Origin of the sequence: Pantoea sp. 1.19, from assembly GCF_001922585.1 — a bacterium.
GTDB lineage: Bacteria > Pseudomonadota > Gammaproteobacteria > Enterobacterales > Enterobacteriaceae > 1-19.
The window spans coordinates 184,313-204,820 of record NZ_MRBS01000005.1 but is presented as its reverse complement, the minus strand read 5'-3'; the positions used below and the strand labels follow the sequence as shown (position 1 = coordinate 204,820).

The following is a 20,508-nucleotide window of genomic DNA, read 5'->3' as shown; positions in this document are numbered from 1 at the left end:
ACCGTGACTCCATGACGCTTTCTGTTAAACGCTGGCTGAGGTGGCTGCACCCCGTGCCGCTGTTGGCCGCGCTGGTCGCGCTCAATGGCCTGCTATTTCTGCACCCCACGCTGAAGCAGGCGCAGCTGGCGCTGCCGGGAGCTATCACCGATGTTAACGACTGGAAAAGCGCGTTGGAGCTGGTCGGCCTGCTGGAAATTCCTCGCTTTATGCTGGGTATCAGCTTGCCGGTAATGGCCGTCGGGCTGCTGCTGCGCGCCCGGCTGGCGTGGGCGTTTTCGCTGCTGCTGCTGCTGGCGGTACTGCTGCTCAGCCGCAGTACCAGTGGCAACCTGCCGGGGCTGCAGCCCTTTACGTTGGGGGTAATGCTGCTGCTGTTTTTGGGCTGGCGCAGCTTTCATCGCGCCAGCCTGGCCGCCGGCAGTCTCTTCGCGCTGGTCAGCATCAGCTCACTGATGCTTTACAGCGTACTCGGCTCACTGTGGCTGGGCAGCCAGTTTTCACCGCCGATTGCCAGCCTGACGACCGCGTTCTATTACGCGATAGTCAGCATGTCGACGGCTGGATTTGGCGATATCGTCCCGCAGACGGCAGATGCGCGCCTGTTTACCGTGTCGATTATCGTGCTAGGAATCACCGTCTTCGCGACGTCGCTTACCGCCGTAATCGGCCCGGCGATCAGCGGTAACCTGAAACGCCTGGTCAGAGGCAGGATGCTACATATGATGCGTAAAAATCACACGATTATCGCCGGGGCAACGCCGCTGGCACACAGCGTCTACGACGGTTTGCGCCAGCGCGGCGAAACACCGACGGTGATTGTGCCTGAACGGCTGCCGCATCAGTACCCGCCAGATGCTGATATCATCGTCGGCGATGCGACCCTGAGCGATGTGCTGCAGGAGGCCGGCGTGGCCCGTGCTAAAACGGTGCTGGCGCTGCGCGGCGATGACTCTGAAAACGCCTTTATCGTGCTGGCAGTAAAAGAAGTGGCCGGCAGTGGTACCCGTACGGTCTCGCTGGTTAATGACAGCCAGCACCTGCAAAAAATTCGCCGCGTGCAGCCGGATATGCTGTTTTCGCTGCAGATGTTAGGCAGCGAATTTTTAGTCCGCTCGCTAAACGGCGAGCCACTGGATAGCCGTACCCTGACCGACCTGTTCTTTGGGCTGGCGGAGCCCGGCGAGCCGGGATCCCCCCGACAACAACGCTGACCGCCGTGCTTATGCCGAGGCGGGAGGCAGCGCGTCGGCGGGCAGCGGCAGCCAGGCGCGAATGCGCAGTCCGCCCCGCTCGCTGACGCCAATTTCCAGCGAACCGCGATGGGCATCGATAATACGTTGCACAATCGCCAGCCCCAGGCCGGTACCACTGGTACTGCGGGCGCTGTCACCGCGCACAAACGGCTGGAACAGGTGTGCCAGCTGGTCGGGCGGAATGCCCGGGCCGTCATCCTCCACCTGAAACCACGCGCGCTGCAGCTCGCAGCCCGAGCTGACTTTGATCCAGCCGTTACCGTAGCGGGCAGCATTGACCACCATATTGGCCGCCGCACGCTTAATCGACAGCGGGTTAATCTCCAGCAACAGCTCGTCCGTCATCAGCTCGCTGTCGATTTCGCGTTCGTAGCCGCTCTCGGCGGCCACCACCTCGCCCAGTACACTGTTCAGATCGGCGCGTTCAGTTTGCATCTCCTGGCCAGTGCGCAGATAGTCGATGAACTGCTCAATGATGGCGTTGCACTCTTCAATGTCTTTGTTAATCGACTCGGCAAGATAGCCGTCCTCCTGCGACATCATTTCTGTCGCCAGCCGAATACGCGTCAGCGGGGTACGCAAATCGTGACTGACCCCGGCCATCAGCAGCGTGCGGTCATCCGCCAGCTGCTTCACCCCGGAGGCCATCTGATTAAAAGCGCGGGTCACTGAACGCACTTCCGACGCGCCATATTCGCGCAGCGGCGGCGGGATAATGCCTTTACCGACCTGCAGCGCGGCGTGCTCCAGGTCGACCAACGGTCGGTTTTGAATACGAATAAATAGCCAGGCGCCGCCGATAGCCAGCAGCATGATAGCCAGCGTGTAGCGGAACAGCGGGGAGAAATCGCCCTGATGAATTTCGGTCAGCGGCACGCGCACCCAGATATCGGGCGAGAGCCAGGTTTTCAGCCACACCACCGGCGAGTTCTTGTTTACCTCGACACGCACATCGGTCGGTCCGCCGAGCTGCTGCGCCATCTGCTCGCTGAGGAATTCATAATGCTGCGCCCAGCGCAGCCCACTCTCTTCCGCGGCGGCATTGGTATAGAGCGAGATCCCCAGCTCGCGGTAAATTTCACGGCGGAACGCCGGCGGCACCTCCAGCTGCGTGCCATCTTCCAGCTGAAGGCGGTCGGTCATCAGCATCCGCACTTCGTACGCCAGCACCTTATTGAACTGCTGCAAACTTGGCAGAATGGCAAAATTCAGCACCACCAGGTAGGTCGTCACCAGACTGACAAACAGCAGCGTAACGATCAGCAGCAGCGTTCGGGCAAATGAGCTGCGTGGCGAGAAGCGCAGTCGCCTCATGCTTTACTGCCGTCCGGAACAAAGACGTAGCCCAGACCCCATACGGTCTGGATATAGCGCGGATGCGCCGGATCTTCTTCCACCATGCGGCGCAGGCGGGAAATTTGTACGTCGATGGATCGCTCCATGGCGCTGTACTCACGCCCGCGCGCCAGATTCATCAGCTTATCGCGCGACAGCGGCTCACGCGGATGGCTAACCAGCGCCTTCAGCACGGCGAACTCGCCGCTGGTAAGCGGCATCGGCTCGTCCTCACGGAACATTTCGCGGGTGCCGAGATTCAGTTTGAATTTACCGAACGCGATCACTGCTTCTTCCTGCGACGGTGCACCCGGCAGTTCATTAGCCTGGCGACGCAATACGGCGCGAATGCGCGCCAGCAGCTCGCGCGGATTAAACGGCTTAGGAATGTAATCGTCGGCGCCAATTTCAAGGCCGACAATGCGATCCACTTCTTCCCCTTTTGCGGTAACCATAATGATCGGCATAGGGTTGCTCTGACTACGCAGGCGGCGGCAGATCGAGAGACCATCTTCGCCCGGCAACATCAAATCCAGCACCATCAGGTGAAAGGATTCACGGGTCAGCAGACGGTCCATCTGCTCGGCGTTGGCAACGCTGCGCACCTGAAAGCCCTGCTCGGTCAGATAGCGCTCAAGCAGTGCTCGCAGGCGCATATCATCATCCACGACCAGAATTTTATAGTTCTCTTGCATTTTGCTACTCCCAAAGGCGCAATTGCCCGTCCCGGCTATTCTTAAAAAGATTGCTTACATCTGACAATCTTTATTGGTGTATATTCTAGCCGAAATTGTTACAAAGCATATAAAACAGCAAGTTATACTTCATTTTCAGCGAACAGTGCGAGGAAAAAACCCGTCAGTTCACGGTGTTAAGTTCAGCGCCTTGTTCGACCGCAGCAAATCTGAAAACCCGTGCCAGATTTGGGTAATGCGCGGTGCGGACACCGGCCAGCGACAGCAAAACGCACCGCGGTCGCGCCGCCAGCATCCCTCCGACGTGGCTTTACCCTGCCTGCCCCGGCGTTTGTTCGCGCAGCCGGTCAGCGGCAAGCTTTGAAACCGCAGAGGGGTCTGCGCGCCGCTGGCTTGGCGGTCAGCGCGGCGTAACGGGACTCTGCCAGGCTGTACCCGTTACTCACGGGTCTTACCATCCGAGTGCCGCGCGCGGCAAAACCGATCGCGCCGATCGCGCGAAGCTCCGTCACGGCGCGCAATCTGGCTTCCCGGCCGCACCGCGAGCGCCTGATTATCATTCGGCGCCGCTGAATACGCCGCGGCCGCCACGCCAGCGGCGAGATTCAGCGTCCGCGCACGCGGCGGGCCTGACTGCTCCGCCAGGCGTAATGCACGCTGCCGCATTATGCCATTGGCCCCGATCCTCGCCTCCCCGCTTTTTCCCGTGCTCAGAAACCGCTCTGATAGCGAATGGCGTTAATAAACCAGGTTTTTGCCCCTTCCGGCGTCTGCACCACGCACTCGTCGTCAACCGCTTTTTTAATCAGCGCCCGCGCCATCGGCGAATCAATCGAGATATAGCCTTTGGCCTCACCGTAAATTTCATCCGGGCCGACGATGCGAAAGCGCAACACCTCGCCGGTTTCATTCTCAATCTCGACCCAGGCGCCAAAAAAGACCCGCCCCTCCTGCTGCGGCGCGTAGTCGACAATTTTCAACTCGGCGAGGCATTTTCGCAGATAGCTCACCCGCCGGTCGATCTGGCGTAGCAGGCGCTTGTTATAGGTGTAATCGGCGTTCTCCGAGCGATCGCCCAGACTCGCCGCCCAGGAGACAATACGGGTAATTTCAGGCCGCTTTTCATGCCAAAGGTGGTCATGCTCGGCTCGCAGTTTGTTGTAGCCCTCACGGGTAATCAGCAGCGTTTTCACAGCGTTGCTCCTGCGGGTAAAAAGCTCACTATACCGCAGACTGGCAGGCCTGCGTGAGCGACACCACGCTCAGAAAGGGGTGAAACACCGGCCGGCCGCTGGCATTTTTATGCCGCAATCCGTATAACTGTCGACAATTTCTGAAGCCGAAAAGACCACTGATGATGAAAGATTCGCTGAGCCGCATTATTGCAAGTGAACTCCAGGCCAGGGCTGAACAGGTTGATGCTGCCGTTCGCCTGCTGGATGAAGGGAATACCGTGCCGTTTATTGCACGCTATCGTAAGGAAGTGACCGGTGGCCTCGACGACACGCAGCTGCGTCAGCTGGAGACCCGCCTTGGCTACCTGCGTGAACTGGACGATCGCCGCCAGGCGATTCTGAAATCCATCGACGAGCAGGGAAAACTCACCGAGGCGCTGGCCGCCGCGATCGGCAGCACGCTAAGCAAGACCGAACTCGAGGACCTCTATCTTCCCTACAAGCCAAAGCGTCGCACCCGCGGTCAGATTGCCATTGAGGCGGGTCTGGAGCCGCTGGCCGATCGCCTGTGGCAGGATCCCACGCAGCAGCCGGAAACGCTGGCCGCCGGCTACGTGGACGCCGACCGCGGCGTCGCAGATGTCAAAGCGGCGCTGGACGGCGCGCGCTATATCCTGATGGAGCGCTTTGCAGAAGACGCCGCGCTGCTGGCCAAAGTGCGCGACTGGCTGTGGAAACAGGCGCACCTGGTCGCGCGCGTGGTGCCCGGTAAGGAGGAAGAGGGCGCCAAGTTTCGCGACTATTTCGACCACCACGAAGCCCTCTCCAGCGTGCCATCGCACCGGGCGCTGGCGATGTTTCGCGGCCGCAACGAAGGGGTATTGCAGCTGGCCCTGAATCCCGACCCGCAGCATGATGAACCGCCGCGCGAAAGCTACGGTGAGCAGATCATCAGCGATCACCTCGGTCTGAGGCTGAACAACGCTCCGGCAGACGCCTGGCGCAAGGCCGTGGTCAGCTGGACCTGGCGTATCAAGGTGCTGCTGCATCTGGAAACGGAACTGATGGGCAGCGTGCGCGAGCGCGCGGAAGAGGAGGCCATTAACGTCTTCGCCCGCAACCTCAGCGATCTGCTGATGGCCGCACCGGCGGGCATGCGCGCGACCATGGGCCTCGATCCGGGTCTGCGCACCGGCGTTAAGGTGGCGGTCGTCGATGCCACCGGCAAGCTGGTCGCGACTGACACCATCTATCCGCACACCGGGCAGGCCGCCAAAGCGGCAGCGGCAGTGGCAGCGCTCTGCACCCGCCATCAGGTAGAACTGGTGGCGATCGGTAACGGCACCGCCTCGCGCGAAACCGAGCGCTTCTTCCTTGAGGTGCAGAAGCAGTTCCCGGCGGTGAAGGCGCAGAAGGTGATCGTTAGCGAAGCCGGCGCCTCAGTCTATTCCGCTTCCGAACTGGCGGCGCTGGAGTTCCCGGATCTTGACGTATCGCTGCGCGGCGCAGTGTCGATTGCCCGCCGCCTGCAGGATCCGCTGGCGGAACTGGTGAAGATCGATCCGAAATCCATCGGTGTCGGTCAGTATCAGCACGACGTCAGCCAGTCGCAGCTGGCAAAAAAACTGGATGCGGTGGTGGAAGACTGCGTGAACGCCGTCGGCGTGGATCTGAATACCGCGTCGGTGGCGCTGCTGACCCGCGTGGCCGGCCTGACCCGGATGATGGCGCAAAACATCGTTAGCTGGCGTGATGAAAACGGGCGCTTCCGCAATCGTCAGCAGCTACTGAAGGTGAGCCGCCTGGGGCCGAAAGCCTTCGAGCAGTGCGCGGGCTTCCTGCGCATCAACCACGGTGATAATCCACTGGACGCCTCCACCGTACACCCGGAAGCCTATCCGGTGGTGGAGCGTATCCTGGCCAAAACCGAGCAGGCACTACAGGCGCTGATGGGCAACGGTTCAGCGCTGCGCTCGCTGCACGCGTCAGACTTCACCGACGCACAGTTCGGCGTGCCGACGGTGACCGACATCATTAAAGAGCTGGAAAAACCGGGACGCGATCCCCGTCCGGAATTTAAGACCGCGCAGTTCGCTGAGGGCGTCGAGTCCCTGAGCGATCTGCAGCCGGGGATGATTTTGGAAGGGGCAGTCACCAATGTCACTAACTTCGGGGCCTTTGTCGATATCGGCGTCCATCAGGACGGCCTGGTGCATATCTCGTCGCTGTCCGACAAATTTGTCGACGACCCGCACAAGGTGGTGAAAGCCGGCGACATCGTGAAGGTGAAGGTGATGGAGGTGGATCTGCCGCGGAAGCGTATCGCACTGACCATGCGCCTCGATGAGCAGCCGGGTGAAGGCAGCGGCCGCCGCCCGCCGGCCTCCACCGGTCGGGACACCGCGCGCCCCGCGGCGGCGAAAGGACGGGCGCGACCGGCGGCCGCGTCCTCCGGCAACAGCGCGATGGGCGATGCGCTGGCGGCCGCCTTCGGCAAAAAGCGCTGAGTCGGAAAGCAAAAAACCTGCCGCAAGGCAGGTTTTAGTCAGACGCTGCGTCGCGACTTACTTGTAGACCTCAGCGAGTACGTGGACGCGGTCCTTCTCGTCAGCGGCAATGATCACGTAATATTTCCCTCCCAAAGCATCGGCCTTTTGCGACAGCCGCGCGTTGGCATCCATCGGCGAACTCTGGGTTTCCGTGGTCACCGAGCCGAGCTTAACCAGATTCATCTCTTCAGCCTGATCGCGGGTAATTTGCTCCGCGGCAAGGGCATTACCTGACAGAATGGCGGCCAGCGCCAGCGGTACAGCGGTGAGTAAAGCTTTCATTATTATCCTCTCCTTAGGTAACGAGCAGGCCAGAGGCGTTGTCAGGCAGGGCCTGCACAAGACGCTCCTGCTCATCTTTCTTTATAGCGCCATCCCCACAGTGAGTAAATACGCGCCCTATTCGATCAGCGTGCTTCCGCACTAAACGCCAGCAGCGCGTCACAAAACGCCTCGGGATGCGAGATAAACGGCGCATGCGCGGCCTTATCGATCACCTGACTTCGGCTGGATGGCCACAGGGTATCCAGCGCGGTGGCAATGCGCCGCGGCACCAGACCGTCCAGGTGGCCATACAGACGCAGCGCGGGCGACGTCAACGTTGCCAGCTGCGGACGCAGATCCACGTCGCGCAGTATAGCCAGACCGCCTTCCAGCACGGCCACCGGCGGCTGCGGCTGCGATAATACCACCGCTTTCAGCCGCCGCGCATCGCCGCGGGCACTGGCCGTCCCAAGGGTTTGCAGCGCCAGAAAGCGCTCAACCGTTCGGGCATAGTCGCTGCCCAGCTGCTGGCTAAACTGATCCAGCGTTTCCGGCGCGATACCCGGCCAGTCGCGACAGGCGGTAAAACAGGGCGATGACGCGACGGTAATCAGTCCGCGCACTTGCGCCGGCTGGCTGAGCGCAAACTGGGTCGCTACCAGCCCGCCGAGCGACCAGCCGAGCCACAGCGCCCGCGCCGGCGCCCGGGCGCTCAGCGCCGCGGCCATCTCCGTCAGCGGCAAGGCCGGCCAGCCGCCGCTGCGGCCATAGCCGGGCAAATCCACCAGGTGCAGCCGAAAATGCGGGCGCAGCCGCGGCACAATGTCTTGCCACACTTCGGCATTCAGCCCCCAGCCATGCAGCATCACAAGATCGGTATTCCCTTCACCCAGGGTCTGCCAGTAAAGCGTGGTCATAGGTTACGATTCCGGTTTGACTCAGGAGGCCGCTATGCTATCAATGCCCGCCCGCTGTTGGCTATGCGAAATGCCGCTGCGGCTGCCCGGACACGGCATCTGTAGTCTGTGTCTGCGCAGCCTGCCGTCCCTCGCGGTGTGTCCGCGCTGCGGCCTGCCGTCGGCGCACCCCGCGCTCGCCTGTGGCCGCTGTCTGCTGCGTCCACCGCCGTGGCAGCGGCTGGTGGCGGTGAGTGATTACAGCCCGCCGCTGAGCACGCTGGTGACGCGCTTTAAATTCCACCGGACCACCGCACTCACCGCTCCCCTCGCCCGACTAATCCTGTTACGCTGGTTGTCTCTGCGCCGCGCGCAGGCGATTGTTGCGCCGGATCTGCTGCTCAGCGTGCCGCTGCACCGCCGCCGCGTCCTGCGGCGTGGCTTTAACCAGGCTGCGCTGCTGGCCCGGCAGTTAGCCCACTGGCTGGGCTGCGAGTATGCCGCCGACGGCCTGCGCCGCATCCGCCACGGTCGCGCACAGCGCGCGCTGTCTGCCGCCGGGCGCCGCCGGAATCTGCGCGGGGCCTTTCGCCTGGCCCTCGCCGTCGCAGGTCGCCACGTGGCGATCGTGGATGACGTCGTGACCACCGGCAGCACCGTGGGCGAGCTGTGTCGGCTGCTGCAGGCCGCCGGCGCTGCCAGCGTGCAGGTCTGGTGCCTGTGCCGCACCTTGTAGGGCACCGGCGATGGGCGTATAATAACCCAGTATTTTACTCAACTATTAAGCGTGAGCACTGCCATGATCCGTATTACTGAACCTGCGCAAGACCACTTTGCCAAACTCCTTTCCGGTCAGGAAGAGGGGACACAAATCCGCGTATTTGTGATTAACCCCGGCACGCCAGGCGCTGAGTGTGGCGTCTCCTATTGCCCGCCCGACGCGGTAGAATCCACCGATACCGAGCTGAAATTTGACAAGCTGTCGGCCTACGTTGATGCGCTGAGCGCCCCCTATCTGGAAGACGCGGAGATTGATTTCGTCACGGATAATCTCGGTTCACAGCTGACGCTGAAAGCGCCCAATGCCAAGATGCGCAAGGTGGCGGATGACGCCCCGCTGCTGGAGCGCGTTGAGTACGTCCTGCAGTCCGCGATTAATCCGCAGCTGGCCGGCCACGGCGGCAAGGTCTCCCTGATGGAGATCACGCCGGAAGGCTATGCAATTCTGCAGTTCGGCGGCGGCTGTAACGGCTGCTCAATGGTAGACGTGACGCTGAAAGAGGGCATTGAAAAGCAGCTGCTGGAGCAGTTCCCGGAGCTGAAAGGCGTGCGCGATCTCACCGAGCACCAGCGCGGCGAGCACTCTTACTACTGAGCCCTGCCCGGCAGCGCGTCGCCTCCCGTAAACGCGAGGCGACGGCGCTTCCGGCTACAGCCGGATGGGCGAAATATGCCAAATCTCGTCGGCGTACTCCTGAATGGTGCGGTCTGACGAAAAGTAGCCCATATTGGCAATATTCATCACCGCGCGGCGCGTCCACTCCTCCGGCTGGCGGAACAGATCATCGACGTCATCCTGGGTATCAACGTAGCTGCGGTAATCTGCCAGCAGCTGGTAGTGATCGCCCAAATTCACCAGTGAATCGAAGAGATTGCGGTAGCGTCCCGGTTCGTCAGGGCTAAATACGCCGGTAGCGATCTGATTCATCACCTGCTGCAGCTCTGCGTCGTTGTCGTAGTAACTGTGCGGGTTATAGCCCTGACTGCGCAGCGCTTCGACCTCCGGCGTGGTGTTGCCGAAGATAAAGATATTCTCTGCGCCCACGTGCTCGCGCATCTCGACGTTGGCACCGTCCAGCGTACCAATGGTCAGCGCTCCGTTAAGGGCAAACTTCATATTACTGGTGCCCGACGCCTCGGTGCCCGCCAGCGAGATCTGCTCGGAGAGATCCGCTGCCGGAATAATGATCTGCGCGCTGCTCACGCCGTAGTTGGGGATAAACACCACCTTCAGCTTATTCTTCACCAGCGGATCGTTATTGATCACCTTCGCCACATCGTTGATCAAATGGATGATGTGCTTTGCCATGTAGTAGGCTGACGCCGCTTTACCGGCAAAAATTTTCACCCGCGGCACCCAGTCGGCGGTGGGATCGGCCTTGATCCGGTTGTAATGCGTAATGATGTGCAGGACGTTCAGCAGCTGACGTTTGTACTCGTGGATGCGCTTGATCTGCACGTCGAACAGCGCGGTTGGATCGAGCACGATGTCGAGATGTTTCGCGACCCATGCCGACAGCCGCTGCTTGTTCTCCAGCTTGGCCTCAATCAGCTGGTGAATAAAGCTGGGATAGTCGATATTTTTTTCAATCTCTTTTAGCTGGCTGAGATCGGTGCGCCAGGTCTGGCCGATGGCATCATCCAGCACCGAGGAGAGCGACGGATTCGCCAGTGCCAGCCAGCGGCGCGGCGTCACGCCATTCGTTTTATTGCAAAAACGCCCCGGGAACAGCGCGGCGAAATCGGCAAACAGCGACTGCACCATTAAGTCGGAGTGCAGCTCAGAAACGCCGTTGACTTTATGGCTGACAATCACCGCCAGCCACGCCATCCGCACGCGACGACCGTTGTGCTCGTCAATGATCGAAATGCGCGAGAGCAGGCCGATATCGTCCGGGTGCTGTTCCTGAACCGTCTTCAGGAAGTCATCATTGATCTCAAAAATCAGCTGCAGGTGGCGCGGCAGAATGCGGCCCAGCATATCGACCGGCCAGGTCTCCAACGCCTCGCTCATCAGCGTGTGGTTTGTGTAAGAGAAGATTTGACAGCACATATCAAAAGCGTCATTCCAGCTGAACTGATACTCGTCGATCAGCAGGCGCATCAGCTCCGGTATCGCCAGCACCGGATGCGTGTCATTCAGGTGGATAGCAATCTTGTCGGCCAGGTTGGCCATACTTTTATGCAGCCGATAGTGGCGATGCAAAATATCCTGTACCGTCGCCGACACCAGGAAATACTCCTGGCGCAGGCGCAGTTCGCGCCCGGAATTCGTTGAGTCATCCGGATACAGCACCCGCGAGACGTTTTCAGAGTGATTTTTGTCTTCTACCGCCGCAAAATAGTCTCCCTGGTTAAACTTACCCAGGTTGATTTCGTTACTAGCCTGCGCGCCCCACAGGCGCAGCGTGGCCGTGGCATCGGTATCAAAACCGGGGATGATTTGATCGTAGGCGGTTGCCAGCACTTCTTCAGTTTCCACCCAGCGCATCCGGTGGCCTTCCTGCTGCAGCCGCCCGCCAAAGCGCACCTTGTAGCGGGTATTAAAGCGGACGAACTCCCACGGATTGCCATATTCCAGCCAGTAATCAGGCGATTCCGCCTGCCGTCCATCGACGATATTCTGCTTAAACATGCCGTATTCGTAGCGAATGCCGTAGCCGCGGCCGGGCAACCCCAGCGTCGCCAGCGAATCGAGAAAACAGGCTGCCAGCCGACCAAGACCGCCGTTACCGAGGCCCGGATCGTTCTCTTCGTCGATTAACTCTTCCAAATCCAGCCCCATCTCCTCCAGCGCGGCGCGAATGTCCTCGTAAATGCCGATGGCCAGCAGGGCATTGGAGAAAGTGCGGCCAACGAGGAACTCCATCGACAAGTAGTAGACCTGGCGGACTTCCTGCGAGTGCTGGGCGCGATTAGAGCGCAGCCAGCGTTCCACCATGCGGTCACGCACCGCCAGCAGGGTTGCGTTCAGCCACTCGTGCTTGTTGGCAATCGAAGGATCTTTGCCGATGGTGAACATCAGCTTATAGGCAATCGAGTGTTTCAGCGCCTCGACCGACAGCGTGGGGGCAGCATAGCTAAAAGGTGCATTCATGATCACGTTTCCTGATTCAGTCCGATCTTCCCCCGACCCGACCGGCGGGGGATAAACCTACATCAAACGCTGATAAAGATCGCGGTAGTCCCTGGCGGCGACCTGCCAACTAAAGTCCATCGCCATCGCCTGCCGCTGCACGAAGCGCCAGAGAGAGGGACGAGACCAGAGCACAAATGCCCGTCGAATCGCCCGGAGCAGCGACCAGGCGTTGCTATCTTCAAACATAAAGCCGCTGGCGATGCCGTCGGCCAGATTTTCCAGCGAACTGTCATTCACTGTGTCCGCCAGGCCGCCGGTGCGCCGCACCAGCGGTAAGGTACCGTACTTCAGGCCATACAGCTGAGTCAGCCCGCAGGGCTCAAAGCGACTGGGCACCATAATCACGTCTGCCCCGCCCATAATGCGATGCGAAAACGCTTCATGATAACCAATCTGTACGCCGACCTGCCCCGGATGTTCGGCCGCCGCGGCGAGAAACCCCTGCTGGAGCGCGGCGTCGCCGGCGCCCAGCAGTACCAGCTGCCCCCCCTGCTCCAGCAGGCCCGGCAGCGCCTCGAGGACCAGATCCAATCCTTTCTGGCTGGTCAGGCGACTGACCACGGTAAAGATCGGCACCTTGTCGTCAATTTTAAGCCCCATTGCCACCTGCAGCTGGCGCTTATTTTCCGCCTTGTTATCCAGGGTATCACGGGTGTAGGTCGCGTTAAGCAGTGTGTCATGTGACGGATCCCAGATCTCCGCGTCGACGCCGTTCAGAATACCGCTCAGCCGCCCCTCCAGCTGGCGCTGCCGCAGCAGTCCCTCCATTCCACAGCCATACTCCGGCAGGGTGATCTCGCGGGCGTAGGTCGGGCTGACCGCGGTAATATGGTCGGCAAAAAACAGCCCGGCCTTCAGGTAGGAGATTTGCCCGTGAAACTCCATGCCGTGCATATTGAAAAATGACCACGGCAGCTGGATCTGATCGAGATGGTGCGCCTGGAATAATCCCTGATAGGCAAGATTGTGGACGGTAAATACCGACTTCGCCGGCCGTCCGCGCGCCGCCAGATACGCCGGTGCCAGCCCGGCGTGCCAGTCGTGCGCATGTACCACGTTGGGATGCCAGAACGGATCGAGGCCGCAGGCCAGTTCGCAGCCAACCCAGCCCAGTAGCGCAAAACGCAAAAAGTTATCGGTGTAAGCAAACTGCGACTCATCGTGATACGGGCTGCCCTGACGATCGTAAAGATGGGGCGCGTCGATCAGGTATACCCCCACGCCGTTAAACTGGCCGTATCGCAGCTGCATAAAACCGGCGAAGGTATGGACCTCCGCTACCAGCTGGGTTTCAACAATGCCCCTGCGGATCTCCGGATAGGCCGGAATCAGCACGCGGGCATCAACGCCTTCCGCGATTTGTGCCGCCGGCAGCGCACCGACCACATCGGCCAGCCCCCCGGTTTTTAACAGAGGGAACAGCTCCGAACAGACATGTAATACCTGCATTGCATCTCCTTAAAAAGAACGGGCGCCGGTCCACGGTCCCCGATCTAAATGCCGTTACCCGGCGCGCTCTCCAGTTTGGCCAGCATGCGTCGGGTCACCAGAACAATTCCCTCTTCAGAACGGTAGAAGCGGCGGCGATCCTCATCCGGATTCTCACCGATCACCATTCCCTCGGGCAGTACACAAGCGCGGTCGATCACGCAATTACGCAGGCGACAGGAGCGCCCGACCACCACATCAGAAAGTAACACTGCGTGATCAATATTGCAGAAGGAGTTGATACGCACGCGGGAAAACAACACCGAATGCACCACGACCGATCCCGAGATGATGCACCCGCCAGACACCAGCGAGTTCATGGTCATGCCGTGGCTGCCGGAGCGATCCTGGACAAATTTGGCCGGCGGCAGCGGTTCCATATGGGTACGAATCGGCCAGTGCCGATCGTACATATCCAACTCCGGCGTGACCGAGGCCAGATCCAGGTTGGCGCGCCAGTAGGCTTCCAGCGTTCCCACATCGCGCCAGTAAGCCGGGGCTCCGTCGGTTTCCTGTACGCAAGACAGCGTAAAGGAGTGGGCGTAGGCCGCGCCGCTGGCAACGATTTTTGGCAGCAAATTTTTACCGAAATCATGATCGGTATCGGTCTGCATTAGCTCCGCTTCCAGCAGCTCAAACAGGTAATCGGCGTTAAAGACGTAAATTCCCATGCTGGCCAGCGCCTGGGTGGGGTCGTCTGGCATGTGTGGGGGATTGGCCGGTTTTTCGACAAACTCCACGACGCGATTCTCGTCGTCCACCGCCATCACGCCAAACGCGCTGGCTTCTTCAATCGGCACCGGCAGGCAGGCCACGGTACAGAGCGCGCCCTTCTCGACGTGATCGATAAGCATCCGCGAATAGTCCATTTTGTAGATATGATCGCCGGCCAGAATCAGAATATATTGCGCGCCGTAGCGCCGCACGATATCGAGGTTCTGCGCCACCGCGTCGGCGGTGCCGCGATACCAGTGCTCCGCGGTAGAGCGCTGCTGCGCCGGGAGCAGATCGACAAACTCGTTCATTTCTACATTGAGAAATGACCAGCCGCGCTGAATGTGCTGCACCAGCGTGTGCGACTGGTATTGCGTGATAACGCCGATACGGCGGATCCCGGAATTGAGGCAGTTGGAGAGGGTAAAGTCGATAATGCGGAACTTGCCGCCAAAGTGCACCGCCGGCTTCGCTCGCCGGGCCGTCAGATCTTTCAGGCGCGTGCCGCGCCCGCCCGCCAGGATCAGCGCTACGGTTTGGGTCGGCAGCTGACGCGCCAGCATCAGGGCATTTTTTTCTAACGTGACCATGTCTGACTCCTTCTCATCGCTTGTGGAAGACGCACGCGGCGTGCGCAGCACCATGCCAGACCGCTAACAGGATGGTACCCGGCTCTCCGTCGTCGGACGTTACCGGCAGCCATTCCCCCTCAGGGAGGATAAAGGCGGCGGGCTCCGCTTCACCGTTCAGCACGATCAACCCGCGCCCGGAGAGCATGATTTGTAAATGGCGCGGCCCCTGTTCCCAGTCGTCGCGCGTCATCGGTGTACCCCGGCCATTGAGCCACTCGACATTGCCGTCTCCCTCCTGCCACCAGCGGTTACCGGTCAGGGCCGGAATCCGTTTGCGCAGTTGGATCACACGGGCGGTGAAGGCCTGCAGCGCGGAGTCTGCTTCCTGCCAGTGAAGCCAGGTAGTGGGATTATCCTGACAATAAGCGTTGTTGTTACCCTGCTGGCTGTGCCCCAGCTCATCCCCGGCCAGCAGCATCGGCGTGCCCTGCGCCAGCAGCAGCGTGGTTAACAATGCCTGCATACGAACGCGCCGGGCCTGCTGGACCGCCGGCGGCGCGTCCAGCCCCTCAACGCCCTGGTTGCCGCTGTAGTTGGCATCGTGGCCGTCGCGGTTCTCTTCGCCGTTGGCCTCGTTGTGTTTATGGTCAAAACTCACCAGATCACGCAGGGTGAAGCCGTCATGCGCGGTGATCAGGTTGATACTGGCCGCCGGTCGGCGCGGAGGATTAAACAGGTCGCGCGATGCGCTAAGCCGGTTAGCCAGTTCGCCGCAGCCCGCATCGTCACAAAGCCAGAAGCGACGCAGGCCGTCGCGAAAGCGGTCGTTCCATTCAGCAAAGGGCGCGGGAAACTGCCCCAGCCGGTACCCTTCCGGTCCGATATCCCAGGGTTCGGCAATCAGCTTGCACGTCGACAGCAGCGGATCGGCCGCCAGCGCCTGAAACAGCGGTGCCGCCGCGTCAAACGCCGGCGTACGTCCCAGTACCGGCGCCAGATCGAAGCGAAAACCATCGATGTGCGCGTGTTCCACCCAGAAGCGCAGGCAGTCCAGTGTCCAGTCAATGACCGCCGGATGGCTGAGGTTCAGCGTGTTGCCGCAGCCGGTCCAGTTCGCATAGCGCCCTTCCTCTTCGTGCCAGTAGTAGCTTTTGTTGTCCACGCCGCGCAGGGAGAGCGTCGGGCCAATCTCTTCCAGTTCGGCGGTGTGGTTAAACACCACGTCCAGAATCACCTCGATTCCCGCCTGGTGCAGTGCCCTGACCGCTTCCTGCAGCTCGCGCAGCGGATCCACGCCGGCGGCGTAGCGCGCGCTCGGCGCGCTGAGCGCATACGGGTTATAGCCCCAGTAGTTTCGCAGCCCGCGTGCCTGCAGGCGCGGTTCATCCGCGAAGGTCGCCACCGGCAGGAGCTCCAGCGCGGTGATCCCCAGCCGCTGCAGGTAGGCAATCATCACCGGATGGCCGAGCGCCCGGTAGGTACCGCGCAGCGGAGCGGGTATCTCCGGATGCAGCTGCGTCAGCCCGCGCACGTGCGCCTCATAAATCACCGTCTCGCCCCAGGGCGTACGCAGCGGCGCGTCTCCCTGCCAGTCAAAATCATCGGCAATCACCACGCTTTTCGGCGCTACCGCGGCGCTGTCCTGCTCATCGCGCTGCCACTCACCGCCATACAGCTGGGCCTCCTGGCCCACTTCGCCAATCACCTGCCGGGCGCAGGGGTCCACCAGCAGCTTTGCCGAATTAAAGCGGTGGCCCTGCTCGGGTTGCCAGGGTCCGGCTACGCGATAGCCATAGCGCTGACCGGGGCGCAGGCCGGGAACAAAAATATGCCAGCGGTCGCCTGTACGCGCGGTTAACGGAATTCGAATTTCCCGCTGCCGATCGTCAAACAGGCACAGGATTACCTGCTCAGCATGGGCGGAGAACAGCACAAAATTGACGCCGTCACCCTGCCAGTGTGCCCCCAGCGGTTCAGGCTGTCCGGGATGCGATGCCAATCGTTCGGGCTCAGGCGTCATCTTGCGCCTCCCGCACCAGCCAGATCGTCGACAGCGGCGGCAGCGACAGGGAGAGCGAGTGCGCCCGCCCGTGGCTGGGGATCGCCTCACTATCGGTGCCGCCGAGGTTACCCAGGTTACTGCCGTGATAGTGTCCGGAATCGCTGTTGAGCACTTCGCTCCAGCGGCCGGGTTGATGGATGCCAAACCGATAGTGGTGGCGCGGCACCGGAGTGAAGTTACTGGCCACGATTATCTCATTACCGTCACAGTCGCGGCGCACAAAGACAAACACCGCGTTTTCGTGGTCGTCAACCACCAGCCACTCAAAGCCGCGTGGGTCATAATCCTGCTGCCACATTGCCGGGAAGCGGCGATAGGTGTGGTTGAGATCTTTCACCAACCGCTGCACGCCGTGGTGCCAGCTGTCTTCCCCCTCCAGCAGGTGCCAGTCGAGGCTGATATCGTGGTTCCACTCGCGACCCTGAGCAAATTCATTGCCCATAAACAGCAGCTTTTTACCCGGGAACGCCCACATCCAGGCGTAATAGGCGCGCAGGTTAGCAAATTTCTGCCAGGCGTCACCGGGCATGCGATCCAGAATTGAGCGCTTGCCGTGTACCACTTCATCGTGGGAAAGCGGCAGTACAAAGTTTTCGCTGTAGTTATACAGCATGCCGAAGGTCAGCAAATCGGGATGATAACGTCGCCAGATGGGATCGAGCTTCATGTAATCGAGCGTGTCGTGCATCCAGCCGAGGTTCCATTTGTACCAAAAGCCGAGGCCGCCGCCAGAGGGCGGACGGGAGACGCCGGGGAAGTCGGTTGACTCTTCCGCGACGGTAACGGCTCCCGGCACCGTCTGGCCCAGGGTGCGGTTGGTATTGCGCAGAAACGCGATCGCTTCCAGATTCTCCCGCCCGCCGAGGTGATTGGGAACCCACTCTCCGGGCTTGCGGCTGTAGTCGCGATAGATCATCGACGCCACCGCATCCACGCGCAGTCCGTCAATGCCAAATCGTTCCATCCAGTAGAGCGCATTGCCGGTCAGATAGTTACTGACTTCGCGGCGGCCAAAGTTGTAGATCAGCGTGTTCCAGTCCTGATGGTAGCCTTCACGCGGATCGCTGTGCTCATACAGCGACGTGCCATCAAACTGCGCCAGACCAAATTCATCATCAGGAAAATGGCCGGGAACCCAGTCCAGCAGTACGTTGAGGCCTGCCTCATGGGCGGCATCGATAAAGGCGCGGAAGTCATCGCGGGTGCCAAAGCGGCGAGTTGGCGCATACATTCCCAGCGGCTGATAACCCCAGCTACCGTCAAACGGATGCTCATTGATCGGCATCAGTTCGAGGTGGGTAAAACCCATCTCTTTGACATAGGGCACCAGCTGCTCGGCCAGTTCCCGGTAGCTTAGCCAGAAATTATTGTCGGTATGACGCCGCCACGACCCCAGGTGTACTTCATAAATCGCGATCGGTTGGTCCAGCTGATTTGCACGCTGGCGGGACGGTGAGGGCGTGACTTTCGGCGGGAGGCCGCAAATCATTGACGCGGTTTGCGGACGCATCTGCGCCTCAAAAGCGTAGGGATCGGCTTTGATCCGCAGCTGACCGTGGGCGTCGATAATTTCAAATTTGTACAGCTGGCCATTGCGCGCAGCGGGCACAAACAGCTCCCAGACGCCACTCTCGCGGCGAAACCGCATGGGATGACGCCGGCCGTCCCAGAAGTTAAACTCACCAACCACTGACACCCGGCGGGCGTTCGGTGCCCAGACGCTAAAACGGGTACCGATTACACCGTCGATTGTGGCGGCGTGGGCGCCGAGATTTTCGTAGGGCCGCAGATGGGTGCCCTCTGACAGCAACCAGCTATCCATCGCCTGCAGCAGCGGCCCAAAACGATAGGCGTCATCGATCAGATTTTGCTGGCCATGCCAGGTGACGGCCAACTGATAGCGGAACGGTTTTTTTCGCTTCAGCGTACCGCTGAAAAAACCGCGGGAATCGTGGCAGGTCAGTTGTACACACTGACGGCCAGTTTGCGTCTCCACCACCCAGACTTCGGCAGCATCAGGCAGTAAAGCGCGGACGACCAGGCCCTGTTCGGTTTCATGCATGCCCAGGAAAGCGAACGGATCGGCGTAGTGTCCAGAGAATAGGGCATTAATCACATGACGATCGGGAAGCTCTGACATAACTCACCCTGTTATTCCGGCAGTCATCTCAGCGCACGGAGATGCTGCTCTTCTATTGAGCTCAACACGTAACCGCTTCCTTCCCCGGCGCGGGGCACAGCAGACAGCACGCAATACGGTCAAACGAACAACCAAAACGGCAAACATTCAGGCACAGCGATATAAGCATAGCCAGGGCTGTTGGAAAGCCGCGGCAAAAAATGTCGAAACGCGTCAGAAAGTTATTGCCTGGCGGTATCCGGCGTCGGACGCACCGGAGAGCACCGCCATGGCGGCCAGCGGGAGCTGGCCTCAGTACAACTCAATCAACCAGCAGGCGCAGCATACGGCGCAGCGGCTCTGCCGCGCCCCACAGCAGCTGGTCGCCGACGGTAAAGGCGGACAGATAATCCGGGCCCATGTTCAGCTTGCGCAGGCGTCCCACCGGGGTAGTCAGCGTACCGGTCACCGCCGCTGGCGTCAGTTCACGCATGGTCAACTCACGATCGTTTGGCACCACTTTCACCCAGTCGTTGTGACTGGCCAACAGCTGCTCAATTTCCGCGAGCGGCACGTTCTGCTTCAGCTTCAGCGTGAAGGCCTGACTGTGGCAACGCAGCGCGCCCACGCGGACACAGAGCCCATCCACCGGAATAGTGTGGGTAGTGGCAAGGATTTTGTTGGTTTCAGCCTGCCCTTTCCACTCTTCGCGGCTCTGGCCATTGTCGAGCGCCTTGTCAATCCACGGGATCAGGCTGCCGGCCAGCGGCACGCCAAAGTTATCGACCGGCAGGGAGCCACTGCGGGTCAGCTCGGTCACGCGACGCTCAATGTCCAGAATGGCCGACGCCGGATTGTCCAGCGACGGGGCCACCTCATGATGCAGGCGCCCCATCTGGTTCAGCAGCTCGCGCATGTGGCGCGCGCCACCGCCGGAGGCGGCCTGATAGGTCGCTACCGAGGCCCACTCAACTAAATCGTGCGCAAACAGGCCGCCCAGCGACATCAGCATCAGGCTAACGGTGCAGTTGCCGCCGACGAAGGTGTTTACGCCACGGTCCAGCCCCTGTTTGATCACCTGATGGTTAACCGGATCAAGAATGATGATGGCATCATCCTGCATGCGCAGCGTGGATGCCGCATCGATCCAGTAGCCCTGCCAGCCGCTGGCGCGCAGTCTGGGGTAGACCTCACTGGTATAGTCACCGCCCTGGCAGGTAATGATAATGTCCAGCGCGCGCAGCGCGTCCAGGTCATACGCGTCCTGTAAGGTGCCCGCTGTATGTCCACCCAACGCCGGCGCCGCCTGTCCGTGCTGCGACGTTGAAAAGAACACCGGTTTGATCACCGCGAAGTCCTGCTCTTCTACCATTCGCTGCATCAGGACCGAACCCACCATGCCGCGCCAACCAATTAGCCCCACAGATTTCATCTTTTATCCTTTTCACCCACCTGACGACCAGC

The 20,508-nt window shown here is 60.6% G+C and carries 15 protein-coding genes; 4 read left to right on the top strand and 11 right to left on the bottom strand.

Annotation, left to right across the window (positions count from 1 at the left end; translation table 11 throughout):
- Positions 1-11: 11 nt before the first annotated feature.
- Positions 12-1,214 (top strand): voltage-gated potassium channel protein, encoded by a 1,203-nt coding sequence (kch, locus tag BS626_RS11590; protein WP_075182550.1) that lies wholly within the window; start codon positions 12-14, stop codon positions 1,212-1,214.
- A 9-nt stretch (positions 1,215-1,223) separates the two neighbouring features.
- Here the strand turns inward: kch and envZ are convergent, their stop codons facing one another.
- The 3 genes from envZ to greB form a co-directional block, all read right to left on the bottom strand.
- Entirely contained in the window at positions 1,224-2,570 is a 1,347-nt protein-coding gene (gene envZ, locus BS626_RS11585) for a two-component system sensor histidine kinase EnvZ (RefSeq protein ID WP_075182549.1), read from the bottom strand.
- The gene (gene ompR, locus BS626_RS11580) at positions 2,567-3,286 is read right to left on the bottom strand and encodes a two-component system response regulator OmpR (protein WP_001157751.1); all 720 of its coding nucleotides are present in this window, start codon (positions 3,284-3,286) and stop codon (positions 2,567-2,569) included. Before ompR ends, envZ begins: the two co-directional genes overlap by 4 nt.
- 710 nt (positions 3,287-3,996) lie before the next feature.
- Positions 3,997-4,479: a transcription elongation factor GreB gene (gene greB / locus BS626_RS11570; protein ID WP_075182547.1), complete on the bottom strand. Its 483-nt coding sequence runs from the start codon at positions 4,477-4,479 to the stop codon at positions 3,997-3,999.
- A gap of 164 nt (positions 4,480-4,643) precedes the next feature.
- Between greB and BS626_RS11565 the strand changes: the two genes are divergently transcribed.
- Entirely contained in the window at positions 4,644-6,968 is a 2,325-nt protein-coding gene (locus BS626_RS11565) for a Tex family protein (RefSeq protein WP_075182616.1), read from the top strand.
- Positions 6,969-7,025: 57 nt separating this feature from the next.
- Here BS626_RS11565 and BS626_RS11560 read toward each other — a convergent pair whose 3' ends face one another.
- Together BS626_RS11560 and bioH are read right to left on the bottom strand one after the other, a co-directional pair.
- Complete coding sequence (locus BS626_RS11560; protein WP_075182546.1) at positions 7,026-7,292, bottom strand: YdgH/BhsA/McbA-like domain containing protein; 267 nt, start codon at positions 7,290-7,292, stop codon at positions 7,026-7,028.
- A 125-nt stretch (positions 7,293-7,417) separates the two neighbouring features.
- Positions 7,418-8,191 (bottom strand): pimeloyl-ACP methyl ester esterase BioH, encoded by a 774-nt coding sequence (bioH, locus tag BS626_RS11555; protein WP_075182545.1) that lies wholly within the window; start codon positions 8,189-8,191, stop codon positions 7,418-7,420.
- A 34-nt stretch (positions 8,192-8,225) separates the two neighbouring features.
- Here bioH and gntX point away from each other — a divergent pair, with 34 nt between their 5' ends.
- Positions 8,226-8,906 carry a DNA utilization protein GntX gene (gntX, locus tag BS626_RS11550; RefSeq protein ID WP_075182544.1) on the top strand — a complete coding sequence of 227 codons (681 nt, stop codon included), beginning with the start codon at positions 8,226-8,228 and terminating at the stop codon, positions 8,904-8,906.
- Between the two features lie 63 nt (positions 8,907-8,969).
- On the top strand, positions 8,970-9,545 hold the full coding sequence (gene nfuA, locus BS626_RS11545; RefSeq protein WP_075182543.1) for a Fe-S biogenesis protein NfuA: 576 nt from the start codon (positions 8,970-8,972) through the stop codon (positions 9,543-9,545).
- 54 nt (positions 9,546-9,599) lie between these two features.
- On the opposite strand, the gene glgP is transcribed toward nfuA, so the two are convergent.
- The 6 genes from glgP to asd all read right to left on the bottom strand — a co-directional run bounded on the left by glgP (position 9,600) and on the right by asd (position 20,476).
- Positions 9,600-12,047 carry a glycogen phosphorylase gene (glgP, locus tag BS626_RS11540; protein ID WP_075182542.1) on the bottom strand — a complete coding sequence of 816 codons (2,448 nt, stop codon included), beginning with the start codon at positions 12,045-12,047 and terminating at the stop codon, positions 9,600-9,602.
- 57 nt (positions 12,048-12,104) lie between these two features.
- Positions 12,105-13,538 (bottom strand): glycogen synthase GlgA, encoded by a 1,434-nt coding sequence (gene glgA, locus BS626_RS11535; protein WP_075182541.1) that lies wholly within the window; start codon positions 13,536-13,538, stop codon positions 12,105-12,107.
- 44 nt (positions 13,539-13,582) lie between these two features.
- Positions 13,583-14,881, bottom strand: a complete 1,299-nt coding sequence (glgC, locus tag BS626_RS11530; protein WP_075182540.1) for a glucose-1-phosphate adenylyltransferase — start codon at positions 14,879-14,881, stop codon at positions 13,583-13,585.
- Between the two features lie 13 nt (positions 14,882-14,894).
- Positions 14,895-16,883 carry a glycogen debranching protein GlgX gene (gene glgX / locus BS626_RS11525; RefSeq protein ID WP_075182539.1) on the bottom strand — a complete coding sequence of 663 codons (1,989 nt, stop codon included), beginning with the start codon at positions 16,881-16,883 and terminating at the stop codon, positions 14,895-14,897.
- On the bottom strand, positions 16,873-19,065 hold the full coding sequence (glgB, locus tag BS626_RS11520; RefSeq protein ID WP_075182538.1) for a 1,4-alpha-glucan branching enzyme: 2,193 nt from the start codon (positions 19,063-19,065) through the stop codon (positions 16,873-16,875). The genes glgX and glgB overlap by 11 nt, the downstream gene beginning before the upstream one ends.
- A 301-nt stretch (positions 19,066-19,366) precedes the next feature.
- A complete protein-coding gene (gene asd / locus BS626_RS11515) occupies positions 19,367-20,476 on the bottom strand; it encodes an aspartate-semialdehyde dehydrogenase (protein WP_075182537.1) in 1,110 nt (369 codons plus the stop codon).
- Positions 20,477-20,508 lie beyond the last annotated feature (32 nt).